The organism is Denitrificimonas halotolerans (genome assembly GCF_034259425.1).
In the GTDB taxonomy this organism is placed as follows: domain Bacteria; phylum Pseudomonadota; class Gammaproteobacteria; order Pseudomonadales; family Pseudomonadaceae; genus Denitrificimonas; species Denitrificimonas halotolerans.
Genome location: NZ_JAXIVU010000005.1, coordinates 108,150 through 131,345, shown reverse-complemented (window position 1 = coordinate 131,345; position 23,196 = coordinate 108,150). Strand labels below are relative to the sequence as shown.

Sequence of the window (23,196 nt, the reverse complement as noted above, 5' to 3'; positions counted from 1 at the left end):
GCTGCTCTCCTAAACTTAAAAGGTATCGACCTAGCGAAATTGGGATAAGAAACGTAGGTCGTTATCGAAGAACAAACGCAAATCATTGACTCCATAACGCAACATAGCAAGACGCTCTGCCCCCATACCAAAAGCAAAGCCTTGGAATTCTTCGGGGTCAATACCTGACATACGCAACACGTTTGGATGCACCATGCCGCACCCCATAACCTCTAGCCAACCTGTTTGCTTACATACACGGCACCCTTTGCCGTTACACATCACACACTCCATATCCACTTCTGCTGAAGGCTCAGTAAACGGGAAAAATGACGGACGGAAACGCACACCTAAGTCTTTCTCAAAAAAGACTCGTAAGAATTCTTCAATAGTGCCTTTTAAGTCGGCAAAGCTGATATCTCGATCAACTAATAAGCCTTCCACTTGGTGGAACATCGGAGAATGGGTGATATCAGAATCACAACGGTAAACACGGCCAGGACAGACAATACGAATGGGAGGACGCTGTGCTTCCATGGTACGCACCTGTACTGGTGAAGTGTGCGTACGCAACAACATATTCGCATTAAAATAAAAGGTATCATGCATCGCACGCGCAGGGTGATGCCCGGGAATGTTCAACGCTTCAAAGTTGTGATAGTCATCTTCAACTTCTGGACCTTCAGCAACACCATAACCAATTTTAGTAAAAAACTGCTCAATGCGCTCTAACGTACGCGTCACTGGATGTAAGCTACCACTTTGCTGGCCACGCCCTGCCAAAGTAACATCAATGGTTTCTGCTGCAAGTTTGCGCTCTAGCGCCGCATCATCTAAAGACTGCTTACGCTCATTGAGTGCTTTTTGTACCCGCTCTTTAGCAGCATTAATCGTGGCACCCGCCTTTGGGCGCTCTTCAGCTGACAACTTACCTAGCTGTTTCATAAGCTGAGTCAGCTCACCTTTTTTACCTAAATAGTGAACTCGTAACTGTTCTAAAGCTTGCGACTCTTCAGTTTTAGCAATAACGGCTAAAGCGTCTGTCACTAGCGCATCAAGATTATCCATACAATACTCCAGAGGACCTTGCAAAACACAGCCCGCGCGCTTTGCAAGGTGCTCTTGCTATGACCTATAAAAATAAGGATTCTATACGAAATAAGGGAAGAGCCTAAGCCCTTCCCTTATCAAAAAACGCATGTCGCAATGTTTAAAAACTTAGGCCAAAGATGACTTAGCTTTTTCAACAATTGCAGCAAACGCTGCTTTTTCATTTACTGCTAAGTCAGCCAGTACTTTACGGTCGATTTCAATTGAAGCTTTTTTCAAGCCTGCAATGAAACGGCTGTAAGATAAGCCATTTACACGTGCGCCTGCGTTGATACGTGCAATCCACAATGCGCGGAACTGACGCTTACGCTGACGACGGTCACGGTATGCGTACTGACCAGCTTTAATAACCGCTTGCTTGGCAACGCGGAATACGCGTGAACGCGCACCGTAGTAACCTTTAGCAAGTTTCAAGATTTTCTTGTGACGACGACGGGCTAAAACACCACGTTTTACACGAGCCATAAACTATTACCTTTAATTATCCAGACCGAAATTAACGAAGACGCAACATGCGTTCAACACGAGCAACATCTGTAGGGTGAACCATAGATGTTCCACGCAACTGACGCTTACGCTTAGTTGTCATTTTGGTCAAGATGTGACTCTTAAAAGCATGCTTATGCTTAAAACCATTGGCTGTCGCTTTAAAGCGCTTTTTAGCGCCGCTTTTCGTTTTCATCTTTGGCATGTTGAATACTCCGCATTCAAATTAATACGCATAACCTTAAGGCCTGCCGCTGCCCTAGGGGGTTATTTTTTCTTTTTGGGGGCGAGGACCATAATTAGCTGGCGTCCTTCCATCTTAGGATGCTGTTCAACGGTGCCATACTCCGCCAAGTCGGTTTCGACTCGCTTCAACAACTCCATTCCCAACTCCTGGTGGGCCATCTCTCGGCCACGGAATCGTAATGAAACCTTGGCTTTATCCCCATCTTCTAGGAAACGTATCAGGTTGCGTAGTTTTACCTGATAATCCCCTGATTCCGTCCCTGGACGAAACTTTACTTCTTTGATTTGCACTTGCTTCTGGTTTTTACGCGCAGCAGCAATTTGCTTCTTTTTCTCAAAGAGGTGTTTACCGTAATCCATGATGCGACACACAGGTGGAGTCGCATCTGCAGATATTTCTACTAAGTCCAGCTTTGCTTCATCAGCTGCGGCCAGAGCTTCATCAATCGAGACGATCCCGACCTGCTCACCTTCTGCACCAATCAGGCGCACTTCGCGGGCTGTGATGTTCTCATTAATGGGTGCCTTTGGGGCAGTTCGTCTGTCTTGTCTCATATCTCGCTTGATAATAATCACTCCAAATCTTGGCGACCACGCCGGGAAACTGCAGTTTCTAGCAACTCTACAAACTGGTCAACTGGCATGCTGCCGAGATTTTGACCACAACGAGTTCGTACTGCAATCGTTTGTGTCTCAACTTCCCTATCACCGATTACCAGCAAATAAGGAACCTTGAGCAAAGTGTGCTCACGGATTTTAAAGCCGATCTTCTCGTTTCTCAAGTCAGTCTTGACTCTAAATCCAATTTCTTGCAGTTTTTTCTCAACTTTTTGCGCAAACTCACCTTGTTTTTCACTGATATTCATAATTACAGCTTGTGTTGGTGCCAACCAAGCAGGAAACGCACCTTCGTAATGCTCAATTAAAATACCGATGAAACGTTCAAATGAACCTAATATTGCACGGTGCAACATAACAGGGTGTTTGCGATCGTTATCTTCACCTACATATTCTGCGTCTAAACGGACAGGCAGGTTAAAATCTAGCTGCAAGGTTCCACACTGCCACACTCGACCTAAACAGTCGCGTAATGAAAATTCAATTTTAGGACCATAGAACGCACCTTCCCCTTCTTGCAGCTCATACTCCAAGCCTTCAGATTCAAGTGCTTCTGCCAGTGCTTTTTCCGCACGGTCCCACTGCTCGTCTGTACCTACCCGCTGTTCAGGGCGTGTAGATAACTTTAACTCCAGATCAGTAAAGCCAAAATCTGCATAAACTTTTTGTGTTAAACGAATAAAGTCAGCAGATTCTGCCTGCATCTGTTCTTCAGTACAAAAAATATGCGCGTCATCCTGAGTGAAGCCGCGTACTCGCATTATACCATGTAACGCACCTGATGGCTCGTTACGGTGACAAGCCCCAAACTCAGCCAAACGCAAAGGCAGCTCGCGGTAACTCTTCAACCCCTGATTATAAACCTGCACGTGACCTGGGCAGTTCATGGGCTTAATCGCGTAATCGCGTGATTCAGACTGAGTAACAAACATGTTGTCTGCATAATTGGCCCAGTGACCTGACTTCTCCCAAAGGTTACGATCTAAAACCTGCGGGGTTTTAATCTCTAAATAACCATTCTCGCGCTGCACTTTACGCATGTACTGCTCTAACACCTGGTATATTGTCCAACCATTCGGGTGCCAGAACACCATACCTGGTGCTTCCTCTTGGGTATGAAACAGATCCAAGCGTTTACCAAGCTTACGATGGTCACGCTTCTCAGCCTCTTCTAAGCGCTTAAGGTAAGCATTAAGCTGCTTCTTATCTGCCCATGCAGTACCGTAAATACGCTGTAATTGTTCGTTTTTAGAATCACCACGCCAATATGCACCAGAGAAGCGAGTCAATTTAAATGATTTCAAAAAACGTGTATTAGGTACGTGAGGACCGCGACACATATCAACGTATTCCTGATGGAAATACATGCCCATTTCAGTTTCTTCAGGCATATCTTCAATCAAGCGTAATTTATAATCCTCACCGCGCTGAGTAAAGATATCAATCACCTCTGCACGCGGCGTCATTTTCTTGATCACATCATAGTCTTGATTGATCAACTCATTCATGCGCTTTTCAATAGCCTGCAAATCATCTGGCGTAAAAGGACGCTCAATGGCTATGTCATAGTAAAACCCATCATCAATCACAGGACCAATGACCATCTTAGCATCAGGGTATAACTGCTTAACCGCGTGCCCCACCAAGTGCGCACAGGAGTGACGAATAATCTCAACACCCTCGGGGTCTTTAGGTGTAATAATAGACAGCGTGGCGTCATCAGTAATTAAGTCCGTAGCATCCATCAAACGTCCATTCACACGCCCAGCAACCGTTGCCTTAGCTAAACCGGCACCTATGGACTGCGCGACTTCAAGAATAGAAACGGGTTGTTCAAATGTACGCTGACTGCCGTCAGGGAGAGTAATTACGGGCATGGCGCCTCCTCTGCCTAGTGGTGACCCCTACAAAAGATCACATGGGTTGGGATGAGCCAGTAAGAGCGATCGGTGCAAGGTCTATCTACCATACTGCGGCAGCGGGCTTTACCCACCCTAAACCAACCGGATTCACTGGGAATATTTGCAAGCCTTCAACAATACTTGCGCTAAAAACACAAAAGGCCGCACACGGCGACCTTCTGATAAGTTTGGTAGGCACAATTGGATTCGAACCAACGACCCCCACCATGTCAAGGTGGTGCTCTAACCAACTGAGCTATGTGCCTATAATGGACGCGTATTATACGACTAATTTACACCTTGTCAAACACTTCTTCTTATATCCAACAAGCAACCCAACTAAAACGTCAAAACAGGATTCGGTTCATGCGAGACACTTTCAGTAATGTGACTAATTACTGTAGGAATCCCATCTTCAGCAGCAATCACTTGACGCACACGATCCCAGTCAATGATAAAAGCATCACCCACAAGCTCCGACTGACTGATCAACTCAACTACAGCAGCATGCTTATCAACAATAGAAACCTCTTCCACATCGCTAATCATGGCATGTGCTTCTAAATAAAGCCGTCCAGCATGCATTCCTAACTTATAAGGCTCATCAATAATACGCACCTTAGTACCTACCGCGACTAAATCAGCCAATTCGAGCACATTATGATTCAGCATACGAAAACAACCGTGACTGACTCGGGTTCCAATCCCAAAATTTTTATTCGAGCCATGAATCAAGTACCCTGGCAAACTTAAGGTTAACTTATAAGGTCCTAAAGGATTATCTGGCCCTGGCGGCACGTAAGCTGGCAAAGGATCTCCAGCTTCAGCATGTTCACGCAAAATGGATTGAGGCGGAGTCCAACCAGGATTTGGTGTCTTGACCGCAATACGCGTTTCACTGACAGGAGACCCCCAGCCCTCCCGACCAATACCAATAGGATAGGTATAAACTACAGGTTTATCTTTAGGGTAATAATACAATCGGTACTCCGGCAAGTTCATAACAATACCCTCACGAGCACCTGCCGGCAAAATATACTGGGTGGGTAAAGTAATTGCGCTACCAGCTCCCGGTAACCAAGCATCAACACCTGGATTCGCTGCAACCATTTCTGAATAACCCAAGTGATAAGTTTCACCTATATCAGCAAAGGTATCTTCATAACTAGCCTCTATGACCTGCACTGTCCCGACAACATCATCACCTGGCTGCGGTAGCGCCAACTCAAGCGCAAAGGCCTCCGACATCCAACAAGTGATCAATAATAAACTTAAGCGCAGAGGCCTTAGCGTAAGCATTTTTGCAAGCATTGCAGAATCCTAGAAAAGTTTTAACAACAACTGCATAGTACTGGAATTCAAACAGCTCAGCACAGGTGTTGCCCCTAATTTTAACTTCGACGTCTACGAGGCTGCGCCTGTTTACGTTGCGCTTGAATTTCCTCACGACACTGCGGGCAAAAATGTGTATTGCGTAGAGCATTGCGCTCGAGCACATGCCAATTCGGCTGAGCAGGGAGCAAAGAGCCACAGAGGGTGCGGTCAGCCTCACTACCTAACTCCAGTTGTCGCTTCACTGCATGCACATGTTCTTTCTGACAGGCGAACATATCCAGCTGCTCATCTGGCAAAATAATCTGATATGCATGTAACGACCACACTAAGCGTGCCATGTAGAGCCCCCAAAAACCGGCCGCTACATTAGCTTAAAATCGCTATTGGTAACAGTACCTAACGAAAATTGTTCTTACTGCTAGTTATCACCCATCGCATCGATCGACATGAGAGGCGCCAGCCTTTGCCAAGCATTTTCCAATAGTATCGGCTGCGCCGCTTGAGTGGGATGCACACCATCGTCCTGCATCATACCTGCCACAGCACCAACTCCCTCTAAAAAGAAGTCAACTAATGACACTTGCTCTTGTTCAGCAACCTGTTGATACACATTATAAAAAGCTTCGGTATAACGCTTACCATAATTACTGGGCAAGCGCATACCCAACAGTAATACTGCAGCATTATACTGCTTAGCTTGCTGTATCATTTGGCTAAGATTAGCGGCCATATGTGTCAACGACAAGCCACGCAAACCATCGTTACCACCCAGCTCAATTACGACATATTGCGGCCGATGCTCAGTAAGCAGGCTCGGCAAACGAGCCACTCCCCCCGCCGTGGTTTCCCCGCTTACAGAACCATTAACAACCTTTATATCAGCATCAATTTGAGTTAAGCGTTCCTGCAATAGCGCAACCCAGCCTCGCTGAGTTTCCAGTCCGTAAGCTGCACTGATACTATCACCCATAATCAAAACTGTTGCAGCTTGCACACTGACCATTGAGCTCAGCACAAATAAGCATATTGTTGCTATACATTGACGCATTGGAACCCTCATGACTCATACTATTCTTAATGTTCAGCACCTTAGCAAAACAGTGCCTTCAACAGAAGGCGAACTGAGCATTCTCAGCAACGTTTCTTTCCAACTTAAAGCCGGTGAGTCGCTAGCCATTATAGGCCGCTCCGGCTCTGGAAAATCCACTCTATTGGGCTTACTAGCGGGACTTGACCTGCCCAGCAGCGGCTCAGTAACTTTGGCTGGTCATCAGTTAAACACACTGGATGAAGACCAGCGCGCAGCTGTACGCGCAGCTCATGTAGGTTTTGTCTTCCAAGCATTCTTATTACTGGACAGTTTAAATGCCTTAGAAAATGTAATGCTGCCTTTAGAGTTGGCAGACCACCCGAACCCACAACAGCGTGCCCGTGAACTATTGATCCGCGTTGGCCTCGAAAAACGTTTAAAGCATCCTGTGAACTTACTCTCTGGCGGTGAGCAACAGCGTGTCGCACTGGCCCGCGCCTTTGCCACTGAACCTGATGTGTTATTTGCTGACGAACCGACCGGCAATCTTGACAGCCAAACAGGTGAGACCATCACGGATCTCTTATTTGCAATGAATCAAGAACTTGGCACTACACTGGTATTGGTAACCCATGATGATCAATTAGCAGCCCGCTGCCAACACTCAATACGTCTAGACGCCGGTTGCCAGATGGAGTTCACATGCAACTGAAGTTAACAAGTCTACTCAAATTGGCGATTAAACAACTGCTGCGTGAACGTCGCACAGCTGAACTGCGCATTTTATTTTTTGCACTCGTCATTGCCGTAGCCAGTAGCAGCAGCATTGGCCATTTCTCTGAACGCTTACAAGGCGCAATGCAACTCAGTGCCGGTGAGTTTCTAGCTGCGGACCTCGTGCTCTCCAGCAGTGAAGCACTGCAACCAACGCAGATCAACACCCAATATAGTGACATGCTCAAAACTGCACATACTCTTCAATTTGCTAGCATGTTAGCCACCGAAAACAGCTTACAACTCGCCAGTGTTAAAGCCGTGGATGATAACTATCCGTTACGCGGACACCTACGCAGTCTTCGGCGCTTGGGCGGTGAAGAAATCAGTGGCGGCCGCCCACAACCTGGCGAGGTTTGGGTTGATGCTGAGCTACTCAACAGTTTAAACCTCACCATAGGTGACTCGGTGGAAATTGGTGCGACTGAGCTTACCCTGACCCGCATCCTGACATATGAGCCAGACCGTGCCGGTAACTTATTGAGTTTTACCCCGCGCGCTATGATTCATCACTCAGACTTAACTGCTGCAGATGTGTTACAACCTGGCAGTCGCGTACGCTACCGACAACTCTGGAGTGGAGACGCACAAACCATTCGTCAGCAACGCCAAGCCTTACAAGATCAATTGCTCCCTCATCAGCGTTTAGAAGACTTAGAAGACGGTAACCAGCAAGTCAGTAACGCTTTAGCGCGTGCAGCCAGCTATTTAAATCTTGCTAGCCTAACGGCAATCTTATTAGCAGGCGTGGCTGTAGCCTTATCCGCCAACCGATATGCTCGCCAGCGTTTTGATCAAGCCGCTTTATTGCGCTGTTTTGGCTTGTCACGCAGACAAACTTTATGGCTGTTTTTCACACAACTCTTAACTCTCGCTTGCTTAGCAAGCTTGATTGGCACCCTAATTGGCTGGTTAACTCAACTTGCCTTATTTGAGTTACTCTCAGGCCTTCTGCCAGACGAAATTCCTGCTGGCAGTTTACAGCCCTTTATGGCAGGCATTATCACTAGCGTTGTGATGCTTGCAGGCTTTGCCTTACCTCCCCTGATCGCACTTGGACGCATTCCCCCTTTACGAGTGTTACGTCGTGATCTCATTCCTGTCGCACCGGCCACATGGGTTCTATACGGTAGTGTTTTAGTCACTTTAACGGCCTTAATGTGGCAACTCAATCTCGATATGCGCCTCACCACTGCTTTACTAATTGGCGGTGGCTGCGCAGCTCTCGCCCTAGGCATTGTGCTGTTTTTTAGTTTAAAAAGCCTGAATTTTTGGCTAGCAAAACGCAATCTAGCTTGGCGCTTAAGTTTAGGGCATTTATTACGCTATCCTCTCAATAGCGTTGGCCAAGTATTGGCTTTTGCTTTAATTTTGCTGTCCATGGCACTGATTATATTATTGCGCAGTGAGCTCTTAGATAACTGGCAGGCGCAATTGCCGCAACAGGCACCTAACCATTTTGCAATTAATATTCTACCCTCTCAACAACCTGATTTTAGTGCTGAAATTAAAAGCATCAGTAGCAATGTGGCACCACTTTACCCAGTCACTTTAGGCCGCCTTACCCAAATTAATGGACAGCAAGCCTCAGATTTATTTGATGCCAATGCGCGAGTAATGCGCACCCTGCAACGCGACTTAAATTTAACCTGGACACATCAATTACCCAACAACAATACGATAGTACAAGGTACTTGGTGGCAGACAAATGACTCAAAACATATGCAAGTTTCACTGGAACAAGAACTTGCCAAAGAGCTAGGGGTGGCTGTTGGTGATCAATTAACCTTTCATATAGCAGGCCTAGATTATCTTGCACAAATAACCAGTTTACGCACAGTAGACTGGAACAGCATGCAACCGAATTTTTTTGTGATTTTTAATCCTAAGGATATGAAAACAACCACACACACTCTAATGACCAGTTTTTACCTACCGGAACATTCCGAACAACAACGAATAGACCTTGCTAAACACTTTCCGAGTATCAGTATCTTACAAGTAGATGCAGTACTGCGTCAGCTACGAGATATCTTGGCACAAGTGACTTTAGCTATTGAATTAATTCTATTGTTTGTCTTGGCTGCTGGCATAACTGTACTCATTGCTGCTTTACAAAGCACATTGACGGAGCGCGTACAACAAGGCGCATTGATTCGTGCATTGGGCGCTTCACGTCAATTACTGGCACACACCCAACGCAATGAGTTTGCGCTGATCGGTGCTTTAAGTGGCTTACTGGCGTGGCTCGGCTGTGAAATCAGTAGCTACATCCTTTACCACTTTACATTCAATTTAGTTTGGCAACCCCACATATGGCTAGCAGCTCTACCGCTCATTGGCGCCCTACTGATTACCAGTGTTGGCATGCTCGGTACACGCAAGGTTTTAAACAGCAGTCCATTACAGGTTTTACCAAGATAGCGCAAAGCTTCGTACTTTTAGTACGGGGTCTTACGCGATTTTGATAACCGTAGCACTCCTAACGGGTATAGCAACACTTACCTATACATTCAATCCATAGTCACATTCAACACCTTGACTCTTTAATACTTCCCGTACTTTTTCTAAGCGCTGTTTGAGTAAGGCACGATCATAACTCGACTCAAAACAGCGCTCCACAAGCTCAGCAATCCTACGCTGCTGATCATCCAAAGCACTGATGTGACTGTTCTTTTTAGTGATGCTGGCAATAGCAGCAATCGCGTTAAGCATACGCAAAAGAATAGCAATATTATCTTCAGCACTACCACGAATCTGCTCAAAGGCTTCGAGCAAGAGACTCTCAAAACTTGGTGCAATGGCAATGACTCTCAATGTGTCATCTTGGTAATGATGTACAGGTGGAAATTGGCGGCCGGCTAAGCGAGCCATAATAGCGCTCAAGTAATCCACACAAATAATCCCTGTAGAAGTATCGTTAATACCTGGCGATAAGGCTTTGAGCGCAATATCAACAATTTGCCGTATACCAAAGGCTGGGTCCAACTCTAGTACACGATAACGCCCTACACTAAAAGCTGCATTCAGCGACCGCTCTGCATCCTTTGGTGGCCCATCAGTCAAAGCCAAAGAAACTAAAGGAGCGCCTTTCACCACAAAAGAGCCAACACCATGCTCCATACGCACAAGCGCTTTATAGTCTTGCGCCAACCTTAATAAGGTACCAATATCAACACTTTGTATATAACCACTTTTACTGGCAACAACTTCATACCATTCTCGCTCATCCAATGGGGCCAACTGGTCATTAGCAACCGTATTGTGCTCTGGCACTTCATCCGTTTGCCGAGGTAATACGCGATCAATCGAGGCGTTGGTTTCCTCTGCTACTGTTGCAATGATATTGGAGGCTTGAATCGAAGAAGCTATATGGTGAATAAAGTAAATAAGAATCCCTATGCCACCTAAAGACATTACAAAAGCTGTAAAGACAGCAACACTAGGAACAAACTCTTCAATACCTTCACCACCACGCACTGTGCGCAGCACAATCAAGCAATAAGTAAAGATTCCAGCAAAAATACCTAAGGTCAACTGGGTGGTATTATTACGCATAAAATTACGTAACACCCTTGACGAGTACTGCCCTGACGCCAAAGACAGTGCTAATAAAGTCATAGAAAAGGTAATGCTGAGCACCGTCATCATGGAGCCCGCTAATGTGGAAAGCATGTCACGAGCACCATCAGACCCCACCCCAAATAAGCGTGGCCACTGGTTTAACCAGTCTTTGCTGATACGTGTATCTATTTCAACCAACACACTTGCCAAAAGCACACTCAAGGCCACCATCAAGGTGGGGACGAACCAGAAACTTGAACGCAGATCGCCCCATAGCTTTATTAGTTTATTCATGGTTAATCTTCCTATCCCATTGTCTGGCAAGCACTTAAAGCAATACAAAGACAGCAATATTGCCCAACACACACCACAGCACGACGAGCAACACCGATACATGCCAATACCGCAGCATCGCTAAACCAACCCCTGCGATAATCAAATCAGTCCAGTGATGCACTGTACTGATCCAAATAGGATCATACAGTGCCGCCGCCAACAACCCGACAACCGCCGCATTCACCCCAGCAATCACTTGCACAATATTCTTATGCCGAGCAATGACCTGCCATAGCGGCAGCACCCCAACAAGCAACAAGAAACCCGGTAGAAAAATCGCACCTAAAGCAACACCTGCACCAAGCAATCCACCTTGCCCTGCGGGTAACCGCTCTCCTAAAAAAGCGGCCAAAGTAAACATCGGACCCGGCACCGCTTGCGCAGCACCATAACCCGCTAAAAAATCCTCGGCTAAAACCCATCCTGGCGCGACCACTGCATCTTGTAGCAGCGGCAAAACAACATGTCCTCCACCAAATACTAAAGCACCCACACGGTAAAAAGTTTCCATCACTGCCAACAGTCCTTCATTGCCATAAGACAACACGGGCAGGCCCAATAACAAAACAGCAAAGCCAATGAGAAGCCCCCAACCTAATTTAGGTCCGTATGACACAACCAAATCAGCATCATGTAGAGGCTGTATATTTCGACACAGTATTAAACCAGCAACGCCTCCTAAAACGATCGCTAGTGGCTGTAGCCAGAACTGCTCGGTAAGCAGCAACAGCACCATCACCAATACCGCAATAATAAAGCGCGGCATATCTGGGCATAACTGCCGATGCATCCCCAATACACCTTGCAGAACAACGGGAAGCGCCACCAATTTCAAACCTTGCAGTGCAGCTTCACCTACACCACTAGAAAGCAAGGGCAAAAGGGTTGAAAAAACAAAAAGTAATGCAGCTGACGGCAAAGTAAAACCAATAAAAGCAGCCAGCGCTCCAGCCCAACCAGATCTGAGCAACCCCAACCCCAAACCTAACTGGCTACTTGCTGGTCCAGGCAAAAACTGACACAACGCCAACAACTGAGCAAACTGACTTTCACTCAACCAGTTGCGACGCACAATAAACTCTTGACGAAAATAACCTATATGCGCCGTAGGGCCACCAAATGACGTAAGCCCAAGTTTAAGAAAAGTCAAAAAAACCTCAAAAACCACCTTGTAATTCTTAGCGTGCATCCTTCCCCCTTAGCACAATACTGTTCCAGCACGAACAAACACAAACTATCATTGACAGCTGCTGAATGAAACGCTAATCAATACCTAAATTATCTAGCCCATGCGACTGTTCCCTGCCTAAGTGTTGACGCGCCACGAGCTAAAATGGAGTGTTTTCTGCAGCTAGGTGGTCATACACGAACAGAACAAGAATGATCTAATTTATATCGTGCTCGCAGTTAACTTCACACTCAACCTACGCCTTCGTTCTTTTATGATGGGAAAAGAACTTTCTAGCGAAAGGACATCTGAGCCATCTACCCTCACAATCAAAGCTTTCGATCGACATCAGCTAACAGACCTCGCATGGTCACTGTTCTTTATATATGCAAAAACGTTATAGATTGACGTCTTGTTATAACAGCCATCCAGTATTAGTCTAACTGCCATGCTAAAGCCCCCACTGCAAAAGGAACACATCATGGCTACAAAACTTAAACGCTTCGGTAAGACATTACTGGCCTCAGGCCTTGCCTTAGTCTTATCTAGCCCACTAGCTTCTGCTAATGAAAAACCAACCCTACTGAATTCATCTTACGATATCGCACGCGAACTCTTCGCAAGCTATAACGAGCATTTCAACACCTATTGGAAGGAGAAAACTGGAGAAAGTGTTGAAATCAAACAATCGCATGCTGGCTCATCACGTCAAGCACAAGCCATTATTCAAGGTTTACGCGCTGATGTAGTTACCTATAACCAAGTAACAGATGTGGATATCCTGTACGAGAAAGGTAAGCTACTACCAAAAGATTGGCGCGATAAATTTCCTAATGCTAGCTCACCTTATTATTCCACCATGGCCTTTTTGGTGCGCAAAGATAACCCAAAAAACATTAAAGACTGGGACGATCTCACTCGCTCTGATGTCGGTCTTGTTCTACCTAATCCAAAAACATCAGGCAACGGCCGTTACAGCTACCTTGCAGCCTTAGGCTACGCGCAGCAAAAATTTGACCACGATGAAGCGAAAGTGGATGCATTTTTACGCGAGTTTTTGGGTCAAGTTGCTGTATTCGACACAGGCGGGCGCGGCGCAACCAACACCTTTGTTGAGCGCGGTATCGGTGATGCATTACTTACTTTTGAATCAGAAATTCAAGGCATCATCAAAGCCTTCCCTGAGCAAGAGTTTCAAATTGTTGTACCTTCAAGTAGCTTCCTAGCCGAGTTCCCTGTTGCCGTAGTGGAAAAGCCAGCCAAACGTAATGGCAACTTAGAACTTGCTAATGCTTACCTTGAGCATTTGTATGCAGAAGACAGTCAACGTCTGTTAGCGAGCTTTAACTATCGTGTACACAACCCTGTAGTCAAAGAAGAGACAGCCGCTCAATTTCCTGATTTACAACTGTTAACCATCGAAGAAATTGCAGGCAACTGGGACAATGCCATGCAAGTTCACTTTGCTAGCGGCGGTAAACTTGATCAGCTACAACGTCGGTAATCAATAATGACACCTACTCGTCTTATTCGTAGTAGTTTTCGCGTCACCGGCAGACAAGTTCTGCCGGGTTTCGCGTTAAGCTTAGGAATCTCTCTTCTATTTATTAGCCTCGTTTTGCTCCTGCCCCTCAGTGGCTTGCTGGTACAAACGGCAGGTATGAGTTGGGTAGAATACTGGGCTGTGATCAGTGACGCGCGTATTGTAGCGTCCTACCAAGTCACGCTTCTGATGGCTTTAGGTGCGTCATTATTAAACGGTATCATTGGTTTATTACTGGCTTGGGTGCTCGTACGCTATACCTTTCCCGGTAAGCGCTTGATTGACGCTTTAGTGGACTTACCCTTTGCGCTGCCAACCGCTGTCGCAGGTATCACTTTGGCAACTTTATTTTCTGAAAGCGGATGGTACGGTCAAAGTTTGGCTCAGATTGGTATTGAAGTAGCTTACACCCCTCTAGGCATCATGATTGCCATGTTATTTACCAGCCTCCCTTTTGTGGTGCGTAATGTTCAACCGGTTATGGAAGACCTAAATAACGGTGATGAAGAAGCAGCTTTAAGCTTAGGCGCCAAAGATTGGACTGTGTTTAGGCGTGTCATTTTCCCTACCTTATGGCCAGCGCTAGTGATGGGTGTGGCTTTATCTTTTATCCGTAGCTTAGGCGAGTTTGGTGCTGTTATTTTTATTGCTGGCAACATGCCTTACTTGAGTGAAGTCACCAGTTTAATGATTTTCGTTCGCTTGCAAGAATATGATTACGCTGCAGCCAGCGCCATTGCATCGGTCATTTTGATGGCTTCTTTAGTGATGCTATTTGCAGTGAATATTTGGCAAACCCACTACCTAAAACGACTCAAAGGTAACTGATTATGGCTCATGCAAACTCTCGCCACCAGCAGCGAATTGGTGACCAGCCTTGGCTCAGACGACTTTTTATTGGGCTAGCCTTTTTCTTGGTAGGCGTCTTACTGGTCGTACCATTGTTGGCTATTTTTGCCCAAGCCTTCAGTGCTGGCCTAAGTGTTTTCTGGATAAATCTCAGTGATAAGTACAGCTTACACGCGATTGGTTTAACTTTATTAGTGGCTGCTTTAACCGTACCTCTGAATTTAATTTTCGGGGTTTTTTTAGCTTGGTTAGTCACCCGTTTTGAGTTTCCAGGTCGTCGAATTTTAATGACCTTAATTGACATTCCTTTTGCAGTATCCCCTGTAGTTGCTGGCCTGATGTATTTATTACTCTATGGTAGTAATGGTTGGATTGGCAGCTGGCTAATGAATCACGATGTACAATTAATGTTTGCTTGGCCCGGCATTCTCATGGTAACGGTATTTATTACCTGCCCCTTTGTTGCTCGCGAGTTAATTCCGTTAATGCAACAACAAGGTAGCTCTGAAGAAGAGGCCGCATTGAGCTTAGGTGCCAGTGGTTGGCAAATGTTTCGCCGCGTAACTTTACCAAACATTAAATGGGCCTTGTTATATGGCGTAGTACTCACCAACGCACGCGCTGTTGGAGAGTTCGGTGCCGTATCTGTAGTGTCGGGTAATATTCGCGGTGAAACCAATACTCTTCCACTGCATGTTGAATTACTGTACCAGGATTACAACCTAGTCGGCGCATTTACTAGCGCCACACTTTTAGCAGCCTTAGCTTTACTGACTCTGGTGGTCAAAACAATTTTAGAGTGGCGTCAACAGCACAACGCCAACTAATTTTCAGGTGGATAAAAATGAGCATTCAAATTAAACAAGTCAGTAAAAAGTTTGGAGACTTCCAAGCCCTTAAGCCACTTGATTTAACCATCAACAAAGGCGAAATGGTCGGCTTACTAGGTCCTTCAGGCTCCGGAAAAACAACTCTGCTACGCATCATCGCAGGATTGGAAAGCGCCGACCAAGGCCACATTTTATTCAGTGGTAAAGATGTTACTAATTTACATGTAAGGGATCGCAGAGTTGGTTTTGTATTCCAACATTATGCACTTTTTCGACATATGACTGTTGCCGAAAACATAGCATTTGGTCTTGATGTTCTGCCTAAAGCACAACGCCCAAGTAAATCCCAGATCAAACAACAAGTTACTGCACTGTTGGAAAAAGTACAGTTGGAACACCTAGCTCAACGTTATCCCGGTCAACTGTCTGGCGGGCAGAAGCAACGTATTGCCCTCGCTCGTGCACTGGCCATGCAGCCTCGCGTTTTACTGCTAGACGAACCCTTTGGCGCTCTTGACGCCAAAGTACGTAAAGAGCTACGCCGTTGGCTACGCGACCTACACGACGATTTAGGCTTCACCAGCGTGTTTGTGACTCACGATCAAGAAGAAGCACTCGAAGTATCCGACCGTGTAGTAGTAATGAGCCAAGGAAAAATTGAACAACAAGCTACTCCCCAAGAGCTATACCATCAACCCGCTAGTCGTTTTGTATACGACTTTTTAGGCGGTGTGAACGTCTTTGAAGGTCAAGTCCATAATAACCGTCTGCAACAAGGACAAGCTTGGGTTGCTTTTCCACATGCTGAGCACGCAGAATCAGGCCAGCTCTACCTACGATCACACGAATTGAGTTTAACCTTACAACCTTCAGCTGATGCACACTTGCCTCTAGAAATTAAAGCTGTCAGTTTAATTGGCGCTGAAGTACGCCTTGAATTAGAACCCATCGGTTGGAACAGCCCTGACCTGTGGGAAGTATCCATCAGCCATACACAATATAACAGTTGGCAGCCACAGCGCGGTGATACCTGCTACGCTCAACCCCACTCTGGACAGCTCTTTAGTAGTGACACAGAAAATGGTTTACGCGCGCTAAGCTGGAGCAATAAACTCGTTTTATTAAAAAAAAAGACCGCTTGATTGACACTCTACCCGCCCTTTAGGGCGGGAGAATATCGTGAAGTATCAAAGGTTCACTCAATCGGCTTCACTTTCGACTTTATACTCAATCTTAACCACATCCCAATAAGCATCACCAGTAGGTGTCCGTACACAAACCTCGTCATCAACGCTTTTACCTAAGCAGGCTTTGGCCATAGGTGAACGCAATGAAATATAATCTTTACGCCCATAGACCTCTTCATCACCCACGATACGAAAACGTAAGCTTTCACCCTCCTCATTCTCTAACTCAACCCAAGCACCAAAAAACACCTTACCTTCCTGAACTGGGTTATATGGTACAGCCTCCGCTACATCAAAAAGCTTGGTAAGATGACGAATGCGACGATCAATCTCACGGAGCTTACGCTTGTTATATTGATAATCAGCATTTTCTGAACGATCACCTAAGCTCGCCGCCCAAGAAACAATTTCGGTAATTTCAGGACGTAATTTACGCAGTAAATAATCAAGCTCATCTTTGAGTTTTTGGTAACCTTCAGCAGTCAATAGTTTTCTACTCATCATTAACGCTCAAGTATTGAATTTAATTTGTACCTGTAAAAACAATTAAGCCGCTTATCGCTAATGCAGATAAACGGCTTGACTGTACTTAAATATTTATATCAGTTTTTTTGATCAATTAATAAAACACTTGGTTCATTCTCTTTACTAGTATCCACCATGACAGACTGACTCGCCCACTGTGCATTCATCGCGTCACCGCCACTGGAAACACTAGCCTTGAGTTCTAAACGTTCAACACTAGAAAGTTTTAAGTTTGGCATCAAGGAATCTGCATCAGTTAAAGCAAAACGGACTGGCAGATCGGCTACAGATAAACGTTTAGCCGCTAATGGCATTGGCGGGCCATTTTGCGCACGCGCAAAAACAAACACTGTATCTGTAGCTGAGACCTGATCAACCAAAGCTTGATCTAAGACCACTTCAACCTGTACAGCATAAGTATCAACAGCCGCTGACTGATCTCTAGGCATGACAGCTTCTTGAACTGCAATATCGGGGCTGTTAGCCAACGCTGCGCGAGCACGATCAATTCCTGTCTGAATAGCACCATAAGAATCCTCTTGCGGATTCAAACCCTTTTGCAATCGTGTCCAAGCATCAACTGCATCTTGATAACGGCCAGCCTCAAAAGCGGCAATCCCTACCAAGCCTAAACTGGTGGCTTCATCTGGATTTTGGCGCAACGCCTCATCCACTAAACCTTGCAAACGCTCACTCCAGCGATTGCCATTAGCGAAATATAAAGCTTGCGCATATTGACCGAGCAAATCAGGCTGACGACCAACCAAAGTAATCGTTTCCTCAAACGCATCAGCTGCTTTTTGTGGCTGTTGTTGAGTCATATAATTGCGCCCAAGAAAGTACCAAGCATCCACTGATTCAGGTTGGATACGAACCACTTCTTCTAAACGCCCAATCATTTCTTCTAATGACTTTGGCTCTTCGGCTAGACTCAAAGTTAAGGCGACTTTATCACTTGCCCCCCAAACAAAGTACAAGCCTATACCAGCTACTGGGACCAATAATGCGGCCAGTAAAGGTAATGCTGTGCCTAAGTTTGCACTTTGCCGCGGACGCCCCTCTTTAGTGTCCTCAAGCAATTCACGGTCAGCTTCAAGTCGACCTTCAGCGAGCTTTTCCGCAGACAGTGCACCGCTGGCATGCTGCGCCTCAAGCTCAGCAATATGCTCTTCATACAAAGCAATATTTAGAGCTGTACGGTCTTCCTCTGACTGATCTTTACGAACGCGGAGTACAGGCCAAAGCAATATAAATAATGCAGCGACCAGTAGCAGTACTGCGTAAATCCAAAACTGTGTCATAACGATGGGGTATCCTACTTATACTGCTTAAGAATATCTGATAGACGTGCCTGTTCGTCACTCGATAAGCTCTGATCTTGCTTAGCCACAACAGAACGGCGACGACGCATTAAAATAATCACCACCATCAGCAAGCCAAAAGCTAAAAATGCAGCGGGACCATACCAGAGAATCACAGTCTTACTGTTCACTGGTGGCTTATAGCGCACAAAATCACCATAACGCTCAACTAGAAAACCAATGATTTCTTCATCACTTTGGCCAGCCTCAAGCTTGCTATAGATCTCATCACGCATATCCATCGCAATGGGTGCATCCGAATCTGCAATGTTTTGGTTTTGACACTTAGGGCAGCGCAATTCTTCAACCAAAGTACGATAACGCTCGCGCTCAGCCTGCGTAGAAAACTCATAGGTATCAATGGAGGCTTGTGCTGTCCCTAAGCAAGCAAGCAATAAACCTAAAACATAAACAAGGCGCTTCATTCGTCGAGTAACTCCTGATACATGGCTGCAAATTTCTCCTGCCACATACGTTCATCAATCACCCCGGTATGGCGGTGCACAATATAACCGTGCTTATCAATAAAGAAAGTTTCTGGCGCACCATACACCCCTAAATCAAAACCTAAGCGGCCTTTAGGGTCACTGATATTTAACTGATAAGGATTAAGAAAGTCCTCAAGCCAGCGCTGTGCTTCGGCATTGTCATCCTTGTAGTTAATGCCATGAATCACCACACCCTGTCGAGCTAACTCATTAAAAACCGGGTGCTCAATTTTACATTCCACACACCAAGTTGCCCATACATTGACCAACGCAGGACGACCAATCATATCGTCGCGAGTAATGATCTTTTCGGCATCATGGACCGTAGGCGCTGAGAACTCTGGGAACAACTTCCCTTTAAGCGCCGATGGCAATTTGCTCGGATCATTATTAATCCCAAACAAAGCCATCGCAGCAAACAAAGCCACACCAATTAAAACGCCAAATACAGCTATTAAACGTGTTTTAGACATGTGTTGTTTTTCCTTTCTCAGCCACACCTAAAGCTTCTTTAACTTTTTTCGTCACCTTAACGCGATAACGTCGATCCATAGCCGATAACAACCCACCAAATGCAGTCAAAAATCCACCTAACCAAATCCAGCGGACAAAAGGTTTGATATGCACACGAATCGCCCAAGCACCATTCTCTAATGGTTCACCCATAGCAACATATAAATCACGTGTAAAACCAGGATCAATACCCGCCTCCGTCATAGGCATCTGCTGCACAATATACAAACGCTTTTCCGGATGCAGCAAAGCAATCTCACGGTTATTTTCATACACGCGAACACTGCCTTTATCTGAAATGAAGTTGGGCCCTTCATAATGTTCAGCACCTTCAAAAACAAAGCGATAACCGCCCATTTCTAAAGAGTCACCTGGTGCCATTTTCAAGTCTCGCTCATCGCTATACTGACTGGACAAAACCACTCCTACAGCCATAAACACTAACCCCAAATGGCCTAATTGCATTCCCCAGTAACTACGATTGAGTGAACGCATACCACGCCATAAACCTTTATGACGAGTTTTGTCCAAAACATCACGCACACTAGCGAGCAACACCCATACACAAAGGAAAAACAATGCTAACACGGCTATATTGAAGTCACGATACAGCACACTGCCGATACCGGCCAAGACCGCGCTAAGCAGTAACACAGGGCCAAGCATATTAAATAGCCACTTGCCCGGCGTGTTTTTCCAACGAGTAATGATCCCAACCCCCATTGCTAGCATCAAAATTGCCATTAGAGGTACAAATAAGGCATTAAAATACGGTGGCCCTACAGACAGTTTAGCACCTGTTAAAGAGTCGAGAATCAACGGATACAAAGTGCCCAGCAATACCATTGCTGTAGCTACAACCAAGATAATGTTGTTAATCAGCAACAAGGTTTCTTTAGACCAAAACCCAAAGCCCACCTTACTTTTTACCACAGGAGCCCGCAATACAAACAAGGTCAAGGACGCACCGACAACCGCGAGTAGGAAAATCAGAATGAAAATACCGCGCTCAGGATCCGCTGCGAATGCATGCACTGAAGTCAAAACGCCAGAACGTACTAAGAATGTACCTAATAAACTCAGCGAAAACGCGGCAATAGCTAACAACACCGTCCAATTTTTAAATACACCACGTTTTTCCGTCACTGCTAATGAATGAATTAAAGCGGTACCTACTAACCACGGCATGAAGGATGCGTTTTCAACAGGGTCCCAGAACCACCATCCGCCCCAACCTAACTCGTAGTATGCCCACCATGAGCCCAATGCAATACCTATACCTAAAAACGCCCAAGCAATTAAAGTCCATGGGCGAGACCAACGCGCCCAAGCCGCATCAAGCTTACCGCCTAACAGCGCCGCAATAGCAAAAGCAAAAGCAACAGAGAAACCCACGTACCCCATATATAGCATTGGGGGGTGAATCACTAAACCGAAGTCTTGCAGCAAGGGATTAAGATCACGACCATCGGCCGGCATTTGCGGCAAAATACGCTCAAAGGGGTTGGACGTCACAATCAAGAATAACAAGAAGCCAATACTAATCATGCCCATCACTGATAGCACTCGCGCCAGCATTTCTTCAGGTAGCTGACGCGAGAACACCGCAACTGCAAAGGTCCAGCCCGCTAAAATAGCGGCCCATAACAATAGTGAACCTTCGTGAGCCCCCCATACAGCACTAAATTTATAGTACCAAGGTAAAGCACTGTTTGAGTTGGAGGCAACGTAAACGACAGAGAAGTCATCAACCATAAATGACCATGTCAAGCAAGCAAAAGAGAACAACAAAAATAAGAATTGTCCCCAAGCTGCAGGCTGCCCTAAGCTCATCCAACGGTGATCACCGCGCCATGCTCCCACTAAAGGAAAAAATGACTGCACAACAGAGAAGCACAATGCAAGGATCAACGCTAAATGCCCCAACTCCGGCACATACATCGCCGCATTACTCATTTATTTGCTTCCTTTTGACCATCTTCATAGTGCTTTAGCATGCCGGTCTTCTCTAGCGCACTACTCACTTCAGGTGGCATATAGTTTTCATCATGCTTAGCTAACACTTCATCAGCGATCAGTACACCATCAGTGTTTAAGCGTCCCATTGCCACAATCCCCTGACCTTCACGAAATAGGTCAGGCAAGATGCCACGATACTGAATAGTCACCTCGGCATCACCATCAGTGACAATAAAGTCTACGGTCAAAGTATCTTCACTTCGTGTCACTGATCCATCTTTCACCAATCCTCCCGCACGAATACGAATATCTTGAGGGGCATCACCATTGGCAATTTCTGTTGGAGTGTAGAACAGATTGATATTCTGTTTGAGTGCAGCCAAACCAAGCCCCACTGTTGCCGCCACACCCAATAGAATCGCTAAAACAATGATTAAACGTTTTTTACGAACTGGATTCACTGTTGAGCCTCCCGACGCAAACGACGCGCCTCATTCTTAAAGTAACGTTGACGGGCCAATAACGGCGAAACCACGTTCAACAATAAAATCACAAAACCAATGCCGTAGGCTGACCAGACATAAACGCCATGATTACCCATCGCTAAAAACTCAGCGAACGAATCAAAACTCATACACCTCTCCCAATCTGCCGTGCAACTTCCTCTTGCGCCCAACGTGTACGCGACTCTCGACGTAATACTTCAAGGCGCATACGCACTAGCAGTACAGCAGCGAAAAAACAATAGAAGCCAATAGTCATGATTAACAGCGGCAGCCACATTTCTATCGGCATGGTCGGCTTTTTAGTCACCGTAAATGTAGCTGGCTGGTGCAACGTATTCCACCAGTCTACTGAGTATTTGATGATGGGAATATTAACAACACCAACAATTGCTAAAATAGCGCAAGCTTTAGCGGCACTATCACGATTGCTAATAGCATGTCCTAAAGCAATAATCCCAAAATACAAGAACAATAGAATGAGCATTGCAGTTAAGCGTGCATCCCAAACCCACCAAGCCCCCCATGTTGGTTTCCCCCAGATTGCCCCAGTTGCTAATGCAATAACTGTCATCCAAGCACCAATCGGAGCTGCTTGTTGGATTGCTATATCAGCAATCTTCATTTTCCAAACCAAGCCTACTACACCTGCTATAGCTAGCGAGATATAAGTAGACTGAGCTAAGAATGCTGCCGGCACATGCAAGTAAATAATTCGAAAACTGTTACCTTGCTGATAGTCAGGCGGAGCAAAGGCTAGCCCCAGCACAAGACCAACCATGATCAACAAAGCAGCACAAACACTGAGCCAAGGCAGCCAGCGGCCACTTATTTGGTAAAACCATTTGGGCGATCCGAGCTTATGAAACCACGTCCAATTCATCAAGATAC

At 45.8% G+C, this 23,196-nt stretch carries 24 protein-coding genes and 1 tRNA gene; 6 read left to right on the top strand and 19 right to left on the bottom strand.

Annotated features, from left to right (window positions below; genetic code table 11):
• Nucleotides 1-30: 30 nt before the first annotated feature.
• The 9 genes from pheS to TOI97_RS05785 all read right to left on the bottom strand — a co-directional run bounded on the left by pheS (nt 31) and on the right by TOI97_RS05785 (nt 6,723).
• Complete coding sequence (gene pheS / locus TOI97_RS05825; protein ID WP_321553180.1) at nt 31-1,047, bottom strand: phenylalanine--tRNA ligase subunit alpha; 1,017 nt, start codon at nt 1,045-1,047, stop codon at nt 31-33.
• A 150-nt stretch (nt 1,048-1,197) separates the two neighbouring features.
• Nucleotides 1,198-1,554, bottom strand: a complete 357-nt coding sequence (gene rplT, locus TOI97_RS05820) for a 50S ribosomal protein L20 (RefSeq protein ID WP_321553179.1) — start codon at nt 1,552-1,554, stop codon at nt 1,198-1,200.
• A gap of 31 nt (nt 1,555-1,585) precedes the next feature.
• Nucleotides 1,586-1,780, bottom strand: a complete 195-nt coding sequence (gene rpmI, locus TOI97_RS05815; protein WP_321553178.1) for a 50S ribosomal protein L35 — start codon at nt 1,778-1,780, stop codon at nt 1,586-1,588.
• Nucleotides 1,781-1,842: 62 nt separating this feature from the next.
• Nucleotides 1,843-2,394, bottom strand: coding sequence for a translation initiation factor IF-3 (gene infC, locus TOI97_RS05810; protein WP_321553206.1), 552 nt, complete (start codon nt 2,392-2,394; stop codon nt 1,843-1,845).
• Nucleotides 2,394-4,316, bottom strand: a complete 1,923-nt coding sequence (gene thrS / locus TOI97_RS05805) for a threonine--tRNA ligase (protein ID WP_321553177.1) — start codon at nt 4,314-4,316, stop codon at nt 2,394-2,396. Before thrS ends, infC begins: the two co-directional genes overlap by 1 nt.
• Nucleotides 4,317-4,529: 213 nt before the next feature.
• Nucleotides 4,530-4,606 (bottom strand) — tRNA-Val (locus tag TOI97_RS05800).
• Between the two features lie 73 nt (nt 4,607-4,679).
• On the bottom strand, nt 4,680-5,651 hold the full coding sequence (locus tag TOI97_RS05795; RefSeq protein ID WP_321553176.1) for a L,D-transpeptidase family protein: 972 nt from the start codon (nt 5,649-5,651) through the stop codon (nt 4,680-4,682).
• 80 nt (nt 5,652-5,731) lie between these two features.
• Nucleotides 5,732-6,013, bottom strand: a complete 282-nt coding sequence (locus tag TOI97_RS05790; RefSeq protein ID WP_321553175.1) for a hypothetical protein — start codon at nt 6,011-6,013, stop codon at nt 5,732-5,734.
• 80 nt (nt 6,014-6,093) lie between these two features.
• Nucleotides 6,094-6,723: an arylesterase gene (locus TOI97_RS05785; RefSeq protein WP_321553174.1), complete on the bottom strand. Its 630-nt coding sequence runs from the start codon at nt 6,721-6,723 to the stop codon at nt 6,094-6,096.
• A 10-nt stretch (nt 6,724-6,733) separates the two neighbouring features.
• On the opposite strand from TOI97_RS05785, the gene TOI97_RS05780 reads away from it, so the two are divergent.
• Nucleotides 6,734-7,417 carry an ABC transporter ATP-binding protein gene (locus TOI97_RS05780; protein ID WP_321553173.1) on the top strand — a complete coding sequence of 228 codons (684 nt, stop codon included), beginning with the start codon at nt 6,734-6,736 and terminating at the stop codon, nt 7,415-7,417.
• Nucleotides 7,408-9,903, top strand: coding sequence for an ABC transporter permease (locus TOI97_RS05775; RefSeq protein ID WP_321553172.1), 2,496 nt, complete (start codon nt 7,408-7,410; stop codon nt 9,901-9,903). Before TOI97_RS05780 ends, TOI97_RS05775 begins: the two co-directional genes overlap by 10 nt.
• An 81-nt stretch (nt 9,904-9,984) precedes the next feature.
• Here the strand turns inward: TOI97_RS05775 and TOI97_RS05770 are convergent, their stop codons facing one another.
• Together TOI97_RS05770 and chrA are read right to left on the bottom strand one after the other, a co-directional pair.
• Complete coding sequence (locus tag TOI97_RS05770) at nt 9,985-11,337, bottom strand: DUF2254 domain-containing protein (RefSeq protein ID WP_321553171.1); 1,353 nt, start codon at nt 11,335-11,337, stop codon at nt 9,985-9,987.
• 34 nt (nt 11,338-11,371) lie between these two features.
• Complete coding sequence (gene chrA / locus TOI97_RS05765) at nt 11,372-12,568, bottom strand: chromate efflux transporter (protein ID WP_321553170.1); 1,197 nt, start codon at nt 12,566-12,568, stop codon at nt 11,372-11,374.
• A gap of 460 nt (nt 12,569-13,028) precedes the next feature.
• Here chrA and cysP point away from each other — a divergent pair, with 460 nt between their 5' ends.
• The 4 genes from cysP to TOI97_RS05745 are packed head-to-tail and all read left to right on the top strand — an operon-like array spanning nt 13,029 to nt 16,911.
• Nucleotides 13,029-14,051: a thiosulfate ABC transporter substrate-binding protein CysP gene (gene cysP / locus TOI97_RS05760; protein ID WP_321553169.1), complete on the top strand. Its 1,023-nt coding sequence runs from the start codon at nt 13,029-13,031 to the stop codon at nt 14,049-14,051.
• 6 nt (nt 14,052-14,057) lie between these two features.
• On the top strand, nt 14,058-14,918 hold the full coding sequence (gene cysT, locus TOI97_RS05755) for a sulfate ABC transporter permease subunit CysT (RefSeq protein WP_321553168.1): 861 nt from the start codon (nt 14,058-14,060) through the stop codon (nt 14,916-14,918).
• A 2-nt stretch (nt 14,919-14,920) separates the two neighbouring features.
• Nucleotides 14,921-15,766, top strand: a complete 846-nt coding sequence (gene cysW, locus TOI97_RS05750; protein WP_321553167.1) for a sulfate ABC transporter permease subunit CysW — start codon at nt 14,921-14,923, stop codon at nt 15,764-15,766.
• 17 nt (nt 15,767-15,783) lie between these two features.
• Nucleotides 15,784-16,911: a sulfate/molybdate ABC transporter ATP-binding protein gene (locus TOI97_RS05745; RefSeq protein ID WP_321553166.1), complete on the top strand. Its 1,128-nt coding sequence runs from the start codon at nt 15,784-15,786 to the stop codon at nt 16,909-16,911.
• A gap of 57 nt (nt 16,912-16,968) precedes the next feature.
• Here TOI97_RS05745 and greB read toward each other — a convergent pair whose 3' ends face one another.
• The 8 genes from greB to TOI97_RS05705 form a co-directional block, all read right to left on the bottom strand.
• Nucleotides 16,969-17,457 (bottom strand): transcription elongation factor GreB, encoded by a 489-nt coding sequence (gene greB, locus TOI97_RS05740; protein WP_321553165.1) that lies wholly within the window; start codon nt 17,455-17,457, stop codon nt 16,969-16,971.
• Between the two features lie 101 nt (nt 17,458-17,558).
• Nucleotides 17,559-18,782, bottom strand: a complete 1,224-nt coding sequence (gene ccmI / locus TOI97_RS05735; protein ID WP_321553164.1) for a c-type cytochrome biogenesis protein CcmI — start codon at nt 18,780-18,782, stop codon at nt 17,559-17,561.
• A gap of 14 nt (nt 18,783-18,796) precedes the next feature.
• Complete coding sequence (locus TOI97_RS05730) at nt 18,797-19,267, bottom strand: cytochrome c-type biogenesis protein (RefSeq protein ID WP_321553163.1); 471 nt, start codon at nt 19,265-19,267, stop codon at nt 18,797-18,799.
• Entirely contained in the window at nt 19,264-19,803 is a 540-nt protein-coding gene (locus TOI97_RS05725) for a DsbE family thiol:disulfide interchange protein (RefSeq protein WP_321553162.1), read from the bottom strand. The genes TOI97_RS05730 and TOI97_RS05725 overlap by 4 nt, the downstream gene beginning before the upstream one ends.
• Entirely contained in the window at nt 19,796-21,799 is a 2,004-nt protein-coding gene (locus tag TOI97_RS05720; protein ID WP_321553161.1) for a heme lyase CcmF/NrfE family subunit, read from the bottom strand. Before TOI97_RS05720 ends, TOI97_RS05725 begins: the two co-directional genes overlap by 8 nt.
• Nucleotides 21,796-22,263 carry a cytochrome c maturation protein CcmE gene (gene ccmE, locus TOI97_RS05715; RefSeq protein ID WP_321553160.1) on the bottom strand — a complete coding sequence of 156 codons (468 nt, stop codon included), beginning with the start codon at nt 22,261-22,263 and terminating at the stop codon, nt 21,796-21,798. The genes TOI97_RS05720 and ccmE overlap by 4 nt, the downstream gene beginning before the upstream one ends.
• Nucleotides 22,260-22,436 (bottom strand): heme exporter protein CcmD, encoded by a 177-nt coding sequence (gene ccmD / locus TOI97_RS05710; RefSeq protein WP_321553159.1) that lies wholly within the window; start codon nt 22,434-22,436, stop codon nt 22,260-22,262. The genes ccmE and ccmD overlap by 4 nt, the downstream gene beginning before the upstream one ends.
• Nucleotides 22,433-23,191, bottom strand: a complete 759-nt coding sequence (locus tag TOI97_RS05705; protein WP_321553205.1) for a heme ABC transporter permease — start codon at nt 23,189-23,191, stop codon at nt 22,433-22,435. Before TOI97_RS05705 ends, ccmD begins: the two co-directional genes overlap by 4 nt.
• Nucleotides 23,192-23,196: the final 5 nt, after the last annotated feature.

Excerpts from the sequence above, each read along its gene's own strand:
- TOI97_RS05720 (WP_321553161.1), bottom strand. The coding sequence starts at position 21,799 with ATGAGTAATGCGGCGATGTATGTGCCGGAGTTGGGGCATTTAGCGTTG.
- TOI97_RS05780 (WP_321553173.1), top strand. The coding sequence starts at position 6,734 with ATGACTCATACTATTCTTAATGTTCAGCACCTTAGCAAAACAGTGCCT.
- ccmI (WP_321553164.1), bottom strand. The coding sequence starts at position 18,782 with ATGACACAGTTTTGGATTTACGCAGTACTGCTACTGGTCGCTGCATTA.
- TOI97_RS05795 (WP_321553176.1), bottom strand. The coding sequence starts at position 5,651 with ATGCTTGCAAAAATGCTTACGCTAAGGCCTCTGCGCTTAAGTTTATTA.
- rpmI (WP_321553178.1), bottom strand. The coding sequence starts at position 1,780 with ATGCCAAAGATGAAAACGAAAAGCGGCGCTAAAAAGCGCTTTAAAGCG.
- greB (WP_321553165.1), bottom strand. The coding sequence starts at position 17,457 with ATGAGTAGAAAACTATTGACTGCTGAAGGTTACCAAAAACTCAAAGAT.
- TOI97_RS05775 (WP_321553172.1), top strand. The coding sequence starts at position 7,408 with ATGCAACTGAAGTTAACAAGTCTACTCAAATTGGCGATTAAACAACTG.
- cysT (WP_321553168.1), top strand. The coding sequence starts at position 14,058 with ATGACACCTACTCGTCTTATTCGTAGTAGTTTTCGCGTCACCGGCAGA.
- TOI97_RS05785 (WP_321553174.1), bottom strand. The coding sequence starts at position 6,723 with ATGCGTCAATGTATAGCAACAATATGCTTATTTGTGCTGAGCTCAATG.
- TOI97_RS05770 (WP_321553171.1), bottom strand. The coding sequence starts at position 11,337 with ATGAATAAACTAATAAAGCTATGGGGCGATCTGCGTTCAAGTTTCTGG.
- rplT (WP_321553179.1), bottom strand. The coding sequence starts at position 1,554 with ATGGCTCGTGTAAAACGTGGTGTTTTAGCCCGTCGTCGTCACAAGAAA.
- TOI97_RS05725 (WP_321553162.1), bottom strand. The coding sequence starts at position 19,803 with ATGTCTAAAACACGTTTAATAGCTGTATTTGGCGTTTTAATTGGTGTG.
- thrS (WP_321553177.1), bottom strand. The coding sequence starts at position 4,316 with ATGCCCGTAATTACTCTCCCTGACGGCAGTCAGCGTACATTTGAACAA.
- pheS (WP_321553180.1), bottom strand. The coding sequence starts at position 1,047 with ATGGATAATCTTGATGCGCTAGTGACAGACGCTTTAGCCGTTATTGCT.
- chrA (WP_321553170.1), bottom strand. The coding sequence starts at position 12,568 with ATGCACGCTAAGAATTACAAGGTGGTTTTTGAGGTTTTTTTGACTTTT.
- ccmD (WP_321553159.1), bottom strand. The coding sequence starts at position 22,436 with ATGAGTTTTGATTCGTTCGCTGAGTTTTTAGCGATGGGTAATCATGGC.
- cysW (WP_321553167.1), top strand. The coding sequence starts at position 14,921 with ATGGCTCATGCAAACTCTCGCCACCAGCAGCGAATTGGTGACCAGCCT.
- TOI97_RS05730 (WP_321553163.1), bottom strand. The coding sequence starts at position 19,267 with ATGAAGCGCCTTGTTTATGTTTTAGGTTTATTGCTTGCTTGCTTAGGG.
- cysP (WP_321553169.1), top strand. The coding sequence starts at position 13,029 with ATGGCTACAAAACTTAAACGCTTCGGTAAGACATTACTGGCCTCAGGC.
- TOI97_RS05745 (WP_321553166.1), top strand. The coding sequence starts at position 15,784 with ATGAGCATTCAAATTAAACAAGTCAGTAAAAAGTTTGGAGACTTCCAA.
- TOI97_RS05790 (WP_321553175.1), bottom strand. The coding sequence starts at position 6,013 with ATGGCACGCTTAGTGTGGTCGTTACATGCATATCAGATTATTTTGCCA.